4 protein-coding genes are annotated in these 4,041 nt (G+C 70.7%); 2 read left to right on the top strand and 2 right to left on the bottom strand.

The features are described from left to right. Positions 1 to 138: 138 nt before the first annotated feature. Together ACFQ7Q_RS37790 and ACFQ7Q_RS37795 are read right to left on the bottom strand one after the other, a co-directional pair. Positions 139 to 1,026 (bottom strand): tRNA (adenine-N1)-methyltransferase, encoded by an 888-nt coding sequence (locus ACFQ7Q_RS37790; protein WP_019884997.1) that lies wholly within the window; start codon positions 1,024 to 1,026, stop codon positions 139 to 141. Positions 1,027 to 1,044: 18 nt separating this feature from the next. Continuing rightward, positions 1,045 to 2,178, bottom strand: a complete 1,134-nt coding sequence (locus ACFQ7Q_RS37795; RefSeq protein WP_383563705.1) for a site-2 protease family protein — start codon at positions 2,176 to 2,178, stop codon at positions 1,045 to 1,047. Positions 2,179 to 2,419: 241 nt separating this feature from the next. On the opposite strand from ACFQ7Q_RS37795, the gene ACFQ7Q_RS37800 reads away from it, so the two are divergent. Both ACFQ7Q_RS37800 and ACFQ7Q_RS37805 read left to right on the top strand, forming a co-directional pair. Then, positions 2,420 to 3,334: a RecB family exonuclease gene (locus tag ACFQ7Q_RS37800; protein ID WP_383563700.1), complete on the top strand. Its 915-nt coding sequence runs from the start codon at positions 2,420 to 2,422 to the stop codon at positions 3,332 to 3,334. Positions 3,335 to 3,344: 10 nt separating this feature from the next. Further along, positions 3,345 to 4,016, top strand: coding sequence for a response regulator transcription factor (locus tag ACFQ7Q_RS37805; protein WP_137990365.1), 672 nt, complete (start codon positions 3,345 to 3,347; stop codon positions 4,014 to 4,016). The last annotated feature ends 25 nt before the right edge of the window (positions 4,017 to 4,041 follow it).

Consider the following 4,041-nt stretch of genomic DNA (forward strand, 5'->3'; position numbering starts at 1 on the left):
ACCCATAACACAACTCTACGCGGGGTGGGCCGCTACTTTTGTTTAAACCCCCCCGCAGCCCCACGGTGCGGGGGCCGCGGTCGTGTCCCGCGCCGGGGGGCGGCACCCCCACGACGGCACGCCTTCGTTGTCGGGGCGTCAGCCCTTGTTGGGGCCTTCGTAGTCCTCACCGTACGCGCCCTTGGCGGGGCGGCGGCGGCGCATGGGCGGCTCGACGCCGTCCGCGAGGCGGCGGGCGGTGACGAGGAAGCCGGTGTGGCCGATCATGCGGTGGTCCGGGCGGACGGCCAGGCCCTCCACGTGCCAGTTCCGGATCATGGATTCCCAGGGCTGCGGCTCGGCGTAGCAGCCGAACTCGCGGATGGACTCCACGGTGCGGGCGAGCTGGGTGGTGGTCGCCACGTAGCAGCAGAGGATGCCGCCGGGGACGAGGGCCTTGGAGACGGCCTCCAGGCACTCCCAGGGGGCGAGCATGTCCAGGATGACGCGGTCCACGTCCGTGTCGGACAGGTTGTCCTGGAGGTCGCCGACGGTGAGCTGCCAGGCGGGGTGCGGGCCACCGAAGTAGCGCTCGACGTTCCCCTTGGCGATCTCGGCGAAGTCCTCGCGGCGCTCGTAGGAGTGCAGCATTCCGCTGTCGCCGATGGCGCGCAGGAGGAAGCTGCTGAGCGAGCCCGAGCCCACCCCGGCTTCCACGACGCGCGCGCCGGGGAAGATGTCGGCGAAGGCCAGGATCTGCCCCGCGTCCTTGGGGTAGACCACGGCGGCGCCGCGGGGCATGGACAGGACGTAGTCGGGGAGCAGGGGGCGCAGCGCGAGGTAGGCGACGTTTCCCGTGGTACGGACAACACTGCCCTCGGGAGCACCGATCAGCTCGTCGTGGGGGAAGGAACCCTTGTGGGTGTGGAAATTCTTCCCGGCCTCGAGCGTGAACGTGTAGTGGCGTCCCTTGGGGTCGGTGAGCTGGACCTGGTCCCCGACCTTGAAGGGCCCGCGACGGCGGGCGGCACCGGTCGGTTCGGACATGTGACCAGAGTACCGGGGTTACGAGGAGGGTCTTGCCATGGCCTTGACGAAGGCGCGTTCCACGTCGTTGGTGGAGAGCACTCCGTAGATCTCCCCGCTCTCCTCGACGACCAGGTACTCGGTGGCCGGGCTGGTGCGGAGGTGGTCGAGGAGGGGCTGGCCGGCCAGTTCGGCGGGGACCTTCATGCCGTCGGTGAGGTCCTGGGCGAGGGTGCTGACGGCGACCCAGGGGCGGCGGTGCTGCGGGACGCCGGCGATGGCGCTCTCGCGGACCAGGCCGGTCGGGCTGCCCTGGCCGTCGACGACGACCAGGGCGCGGGCGCCGGCCTCGTTGGCGCGGCGCAGGGCCTCGGAGAGCGGGGTGGTGGGCTCGACGGGGATGGCGCGCCGGGTGAGGGTGCGGGCCCGGAGTTCGGGGAGATGCTCGCGGAGCCGGGCCATGCGCAGGCTGTTGCCGGCGCCGGTCCAGATGATGGCGGCGAGGATCGCGGCGAGCAGGGCGTCGGTGACGGTGTCCATGCCGCTGATGTCCTCGGTGGAGTTGCCGAGGGCGCCGGTGCGGGTGAGGAGGGGGAGGCCGATGAGGACGGCGACGGCGAGGGCGCGGCCGACCCAGGCGGCGGCGACGGTGCCGGCCATGGGCTTGCCGGTGATCTTCCAGACGACGGCGCGGAGCATCCGGCCGCCGTCGAGCGGGAGGCCGGGCAGCAGGTTGAAGATCGCGACGATCAGGTTGGAGATCATGAGCCCGGCGAGCAGCACACCGGGGACGGTGCCGGGCTCGACCGCGTAAAGGGTCAGGTAGAAGACCCCGGCCAGGACCAGGGAGAGCAGGGGGCCGACGAAGGCGAGGACGAACTCGCGGCCGGGGGTCTCGCTCTCCTTCTCGATCTCGGACACACCGCCGAAGAACTGGAGCTGGATACGGCGCACCGGGAGCTTGAAGCGCAGCGCGGCGATCGTGTGGGCCAGTTCGTGGACGAGGACCGAGGCGTAGAAGGCGATGGCGAAGAACAGGGAGACGAGATAGCGGGCGGCGCCCAGCTCGGGCAGGACGCGTTCGATCTGGTCGCCGAAGACCCAGGTGATGAGAGCGGCGACGAGGAACCAGCTGGGGGCGACGTACACGGGCACACCGAAGGGGCGGCCCATGAGGATGCCTCCGCCGGGTTTCTCGCTGCGCCGGGCCCGGGTGTCCCCGGTGGACGGCGGTTCCGCGTCGCCGGACCGCGGCCGCTCGTTCTCGCCGCGCTGGTCGTCCTGGTTCACGGGTTCCTCTCGTAGCCTTCCGCGCGACCCCCGTCGTGCGTCACTCTTCGATCATGCAGCGTGACAGGGTCTGTCGTCGATGGTATTCGGCTCGCTGTCGGTGGCGGGTCGTAGGGTCTGAGTCATGAGTACGAGCGAGCAGCCGCCCGTGGGGGCCAGGACACCCATGTCGTTGTCGCCCTCGCGGGCGAGCGACTTCATGCAGTGTCCCCTGCTGTACCGGTTCCGGGTGATCGACAGGCTGCCGGAGAAGCCGAGCGAGGCGGCGACGCGGGGCACGCTGGTGCACGCGGTGCTGGAGCGGCTCTTCGACGCTCCGGCGGTGGACCGGACGGCGCCGCGCGCGAAGGCGCTGATTCCCGGGCAGTGGGACCGGCTGCTGGAGTCGAAGCCGGAGCTGGGCGAGCTGTTCGCCGAGGACGCGGAGGGGGAGCGTCTCGCGCGCTGGCTGGGCGAGGCGGAGCAGCTGGTGGAGCGGTGGTTCACGCTGGAGGATCCGACGCGGCTGGAGCCTGCGGAGCGTGAGCTGTTCGTGGAGACGGAGCTGGAGTCGGGGCTGCGGCTGCGCGGGGTGATCGACAGGATCGACGTGGCGCCGACGGGCGAGGTGCGGATCGTCGACTACAAGACGGGCAAGGCGCCTAGGCCGGAGTACAGCGAGGGCGCGCTGTTCCAGATGAAGTTCTACGCGCTGGTGATCTGGCGGCTGAAGCTGGTCGTGCCGCGCCGGCTGCAGCTGGTGTACCTGGGCAGCGGCGATGTGCTGACGTACGACCCGGTCGAGGCGGATCTGCTGCGGGTGGAGCGGAAGCTGCTCGCCCTGTGGGAGGCGATCCGGCTGGCGACGGAGACGGGTGAGTGGCGCCCGCGTCCGACGAAGCTGTGCGGCTGGTGCGATCACCAGGCGGTGTGCCCCGAGTTCGGGGGCACTCCCCCGGTGTATCCGCTGGAGATCCGGCGGGAGATCGTTTCCGCGCGCCCGCCGGAGGCGGACGATTCGGGGCAGGGCAGAATGGGGCCGGTCCACCCCACGCCGTGAAGGAGTTCCCGTGGCTATCCGCGTCCTGTTGGTCGACGACCAGCCGCTGCTGCGTACCGGTTTCCGGATGATTCTGGAGGCGGAGCAGGACATCGCGGTCGTCGGTGAGGCCGGGGACGGCCTCCAGGCTCTGGACCAGGTGCGGGCGCTGCAGCCCGACGTGGTGCTGATGGACATCCGGATGCCGCGGATGGACGGGGTGGAGGCGACCCGGCAGATCACGGGTCCGGGGCGGGACGGTCCGGCGAAGGTGCTGGTGCTGACGACCTTCGACCTGGACGAGTACGTGGTGGAGGCGCTGCGCGCGGGGGCCAGTGGCTTCCTGCTCAAGGACGCGCCGGCCAACGAGCTGGTGCAGGCGATCCGGGTGGTCGCGGCGGGTGAGGCGATGCTGGCCCCGTCGATCACGCGGCGTCTGCTCGACAAGTACTCGGCGCATCTGCCGTCGGGCGACGAGCAGGTGCCGGACACGCTCAACACGCTGACCGAGCGTGAGGTCGAGGTGCTGAAGCTGGTGGCGCGCGGTCTGTCGAACGCGGAGATCGCGGCGGATCTGTTCGTCAGCGAGACGACGGTGAAGACGCACGTGGGTCATGTGCTGACCAAGCTGGGGCTGCGTGACCGCGTCCAGGCGGCGGTGTACGCGTACGAGAGCGGTCTGGTGCGCCCGGGCGCGCAGTAGCCGACGGAACGAGAGCCACGAAAGG

It is taken from the genome of Streptomyces sp. NPDC056527, assembly GCF_042794475.1.
Lineage (GTDB): Bacteria > Actinomycetota > Actinomycetes > Streptomycetales > Streptomycetaceae > Streptomyces.

Coding starts and splice junctions, on each gene's coding strand:
- ACFQ7Q_RS37790 (WP_019884997.1), bottom strand. CDS start 1,026: ATGTCCGAACCGACCGGTGCCGCCCGCCGTCGCGGGCCCTTCAAGGTC.
- ACFQ7Q_RS37800 (WP_383563700.1), top strand. CDS start 2,420: ATGAGTACGAGCGAGCAGCCGCCCGTGGGGGCCAGGACACCCATGTCG.
- ACFQ7Q_RS37795 (WP_383563705.1), bottom strand. CDS start 2,178: ATGGGCCGCCCCTTCGGTGTGCCCGTGTACGTCGCCCCCAGCTGGTTC.